The 4,739-nt window shown below is 42.6% G+C and carries 3 protein-coding genes; 1 reads left to right on the top strand and 2 read right to left on the bottom strand.

The features are described from left to right. Positions 1–209 precede the first annotated feature (209 nt). Complete coding sequence (locus AC805_RS12130; RefSeq protein ID WP_055075684.1) at positions 210–1,178, top strand: DHH family phosphoesterase; 969 nt, start codon at positions 210–212, stop codon at positions 1,176–1,178. 94 nt (positions 1,179–1,272) lie between these two features. Here AC805_RS12130 and rdgB read toward each other — a convergent pair whose 3' ends face one another. Then, a complete protein-coding gene (gene rdgB / locus AC805_RS12125) occupies positions 1,273–1,869 on the bottom strand; it encodes an RdgB/HAM1 family non-canonical purine NTP pyrophosphatase (protein ID WP_231662745.1) in 597 nt (198 codons plus the stop codon). A 471-nt stretch (positions 1,870–2,340) separates the two neighbouring features. Beyond that, positions 2,341–4,443: a DUF3352 domain-containing protein gene (locus AC805_RS12115; RefSeq protein ID WP_197278707.1), complete on the bottom strand. Its 2,103-nt coding sequence runs from the start codon at positions 4,441–4,443 to the stop codon at positions 2,341–2,343. Positions 4,444–4,739 lie beyond the last annotated feature (296 nt).

The raw sequence follows: 4,739 nt of genomic DNA, 5'->3' as shown, positions 1-4,739 counted from the left end.
TATAGCTATAGCCAAATAAGTTAAGACATAAAACCCAGAAGAGTGTTGCGGTGCTTTGCGCCGCAACACTCTTCTGGGTTTTGTTTTTGTCCTAACATAACTGGCTACTGCTATACTTTTAAAAAATTTCTTGGTTTGGGTTTGAGCGCAAAGCGCTATAGTGATGTGCAGCATCGTAGTATTGGAAGATTATTCGGAGGTATTAGCTTATGTCCGCAGCAACTAAAAAATATCGATTAATCACCCGAAGCGACTTTGATGGTGTTGTCAGTGCTGTATTGCTCAAAGAGCTCGATATGATCGATGATATTCTCTTTGTCCATCCTAAAGATGTCCAAGATGGCAAGGTGGAAGTCTGCGATCGCGACATTTTAACTAACCTACCCTATACCGAAGGTGCACACTTAATTTTCGATCACCACACCAGTGAAACAATGCGAGTGTATGACACTCCTGACAATCATATTATTGAGGGTGAAGCCCCTTCTGCCGCAAGAGTCGTCTACAACTATTACGGTGGTAAGTTAAAGTTTCCGAAGGTCTCGCAGTTAATGATGCAAGCGGTAGACAAATGCGATTCCGCTCAGTTTGATATTAATGATATTCTCCACCCTGAAGGCTGGGTATTACTAAGTTTTCTAATGGATTCGAGGACAGGCTTAGGTAGATTCCGCGAGTTTACGATCTCTAACTATGCCTTAATGATGGAATTAGTGGATGCCTTTCGCACGATGCCCATCGAAGAAATTATGGAACTTCCGAATGTAAAGGAACGGGTAGAACTTTATTTTGTCCAGCAAGAAATTTTTAAAAAGCAAATTCAACGCTGTGCTGAGGTTTACGACAAGTTAGTGATCGTTAACTTACGCGGTGAAGAAACGATCTATGCTGGCAATAGATTCATGGTCTATGCACTATATCCCGATTGTAATATTTCTATCCATTTGATGTGGGGGAGACAAAAGCAGAACGCCGTATTTGCAGTTGGTAAGTCTGTACTCAATCGCACCTGTCCGATCAATATTGGGGAGTTGATGTTGAGGTATGAGGGAGGAGGACATGCTAATGCGGGGACTTGTCAGATTGATAACGATCGGATAGAAGAGATCAAACAAGAACTCATCGATATCATCACCCGCAATAATCTAATGAAGCCTTCAATATCATTTGAAAGCTAGAAAACCCAAAACCTAGAAGAGCGTACCGCCCGCGTAGCGGGCGGTACGCTCTCTGGTTTTAAGTTTACTTATGCCTAGCTACTTAGCAGGATTATTAGTTGAGAAGATATTGTAATTTTAAGCGTAGGGTAGCTAGAGCGTTGGCGCGATGACTAATACGAGCTTTAACTTCTGGAGGAGTTTCTCCAAAGGTCTGTTGAAGTTCGGGAATTAAAAAAATAGGATCGTAGCCAAACCCGCCATTACCCATTGGCGATTCAGTAATTACTCCTTTACAAACACCAATTGCATCGGCGACGATTTCGCCAGAGGGCGAAGCGATCGCGATCGCACATACAAATTGAGCTTCGCGATTAGAGAAATCACGAAGTTCTGTTAATACTCGATTAATCCGATCGCGATCGGTAGGAGCATACCTTGCCGAAAGTACTCCAGGAGCGCCATTGAGGGCGGATACTTCTAGTCCTGAGTCATCAGCGATCGCCCATTGCTTGGTAGCGATCGCTACTTGAGAAGCTTTTAAATGGGCATTCTCAATAAAGGTTATACCTGTTTCCTCGACATCAATATTGTCAGGCTTAGCGATCAGTTCAACCCCAAAATCTGCCAAGTAAGAACGAAACTCTTCTACTTTTCCTGCATTACCGCTAGCAATTACTAATTTGTGCAGTTGCGTCAATACATCAACCATTTTTGTTTCACCCACCATTTCTGCTCATTACTTAATTATCGATCAATTTTTAGGTTTTATACCCTATTTATTATATTTGAGCCTACATTTATTAGAACTTACAGAAAAAACACCTAAACGTTATGATTAATCAACAATAGATTCGCAAATAGATCTGCAAATAGATCTGCAAATAAATATTGCAGCGCTTTGCGCTTAAACCCAAACCAAGAAGAATTTTGAAAGCGTTGCGAAGCAACGCTTTCAAAATTCTTCCTGTGGTTCGTTTGATCGGTAATTGCTGTAAGCAATGGTGTAGCCATTTCTTAATTTGGTATAGCAAGACTGGTGGCAGCTTGGAATGCTTTATTAGTCCAAAGGATGAATGGCGGCGCTTTGCGCCGTTATTCATCCCCTGATATTTTACTGATTATCACTGCTTCGCGCCACATTTTTGCATAGAGCACAGTTATAGCAGGATATTGTCTATATTTATGGATTTAAGCCCAAGAAGAAATCAGCTTGGAAGCGATCGCTAGTTTCGGAATACACAAAAACCGCACCGCCTAATCTATCGATCGTTTTTTGGAGTAGTTCTGGTAAAACCTTTTTTGTGGATTGGTCGGGGCTTGATGTTTCAGATTGGGGAGATTCGGGATTGGGGGGAGCCTCAAGTTCGCTGAAATAGGCAATAGAGAATAAAGCGATTTGCTTGGCGATCGCATTGGCATTGAGATAAAAATAGCCAAAATTAGGCTTGGGCATATCCGCGATCGCATCGCGAAACATTTCCGAATCCGCAAGAGCAGGCTTGGGAGTGGGAATAAAATCTGCCACAGTTTGATAACCAATTGTGAGGATTAGAGTCTGGGGATCTCGCCACCCATAGGCAAAGGCACTTTGTGTTTTTCCAACTTCGCGATCGTCAGGAAACTCCAGACTAGTCAACAAAGTCGTACCAATCTGACGTTTTTTGACTTGGGCAATGTTTTTGGGAACTAAAAAGTTATTAAAGTACTTAGTTACTTTACCCAATGTCTTATTAACAGCATCGGGCTTAGATGTACGGATGAGCATTCCCGCCGCGATATCACTGCCAAATTCTTTAAATGGAGAGCGATCGCTGGGGAATATCGTAACGGCATATTCTCCATCCATCAAGGCAATAATATCCTTCTCAATGTCTAGATCTAAATTAGGATCGGCGATCGAAGAAGAGAGCGTTCGCAATCCATCCACAAGGATTCTATAGGAAGGCTGTTTTTTTGACTCTTCCACAAACCATTGCCATTGGCGACTAAAATTGCGACTGGTAATTGCGCCATAGATATTTGAGGGCAAGTAGGACAGTAGCCGATCGCTAGTTCCATTATCCTTGGGTACTGGGGGACGCACCTCCGCAAAATAACTGTTACTTTGACTGCGTACTCCCTTAGGATCAAACCATGTAAACAGATCGAAACTGCTGTACTGTCCGAGGGTGTATTGCAAACCTTGCAGATATTCGGAACGACTTAATCCCGGAATTTCCGAAGTCTCAGGCAGATCCGCCGCTAAGATTTCGGCAATCTGCCCCAAACCTTTAAAATCTCCATAGCCAGCTAGCAACGAACGATCCCATAGAGGATGATTGAGCGATCGCAAAAAGAGCTGGTTCTCCGCCAAGGAGGGCAAAGTCTGCTCGGAATTAACCGCAGACAGATCGACCATCTTCTGAATTGCCTGCCGATCAGTTGCGATCACAGCAACTCCACTGGGCAGTTGAGCGATCGCCAATCGTTGCAACCTGAAGTCAAAAAAGCCAGGAATAATTGGCTCATTGTCTCTAGGATTAGGAGGATACTCATTTTTATTCTTGAGATCTTTATTCTTGAGATCTTTATTCTTGAGATCTTTATTCTTGAGATTCGCATTCTGGAGATTCGCATTCTGGAGATCGGCATTCTGGAGATCTGAAGCTTTATCCTGTAGATGTGATAAAAGAGATTTTCGTGAGTTTAACCCTTGCGAAAGCACAGGCTTCCTGTCACCAAACTTCTCCTCCTCAAATTGCCACTCTAAGATTTTGACATTTTGATATTGGATTTCAGTTGGTTTCGGTAAGTTGAGCTTCTTTAATTTTTGCAAGAAAAGCTCGAACTTTTGTCCATCAACGATCGGTGCAAGCGCCACAAACGATAATTCGCTATCGCCACCATTGCCCCATAGGGAAATCGCTAATTCATTACCTAACCAAGGCTGGACATCCTTAGTAATAGAAAAACCAGAAGACAAGGTTATAAAGCTCAGTAATTTATCAAGAGCTAAAACGGGTGATACGGATGAAGAACCTAAGACTTGCCAAGAGGAGCGATCAATATCGAGTATCAAAAAGCCGATCGCATCAGAGGGAATTTGTTTAGCAAGATTGAGGGAGCGCCGCGCAAATTGATTGGAGCCTGAATTCTGAAGAATCGCTTTGGGCTGAGCCGCAATTATATTCAGCTTTGAGCTTGGGTCGGAAACTGGTAACTCATTAAGCGTATTGGCGATCGCAGGAGTAGATAGGCTACCGACATTGACCGCGAGAATCGTAGCTGCAAACAAACTCCTCACTGAATAAAACCTCTCTGAAATTGATGACAAGACTTAGCGATGAGAACGGACTAGCAAAAACGACAATTTCTACAACACATATCCCACAATACACATATCCCAGAACACACATATCCCACAACACATAGTATCGCCCATTATTGTTTGTAGGATCTTTTAGTACGCGCTTTTAGTATGAGCTTTTATAGCTATAGCCAAATAAGTTAAGACATAAAATCCAGAATAGTGTTGCGGCGCTTCGCGCCGCAACACTATTCTGGGTTTTGTTTTTGTCCTAACATAACTGACTACTGCTA

Origin of the sequence: Pseudanabaena sp. 'Roaring Creek', assembly GCF_001402795.1 — a bacterium.
Taxonomy (GTDB): Bacteria; Cyanobacteriota; Cyanobacteriia; order Pseudanabaenales; family Pseudanabaenaceae; genus Pseudanabaena.
The sequence above is the reverse complement of the archived record's forward strand: the minus strand, read 5'-3'. Positions and strand labels throughout refer to the sequence as shown.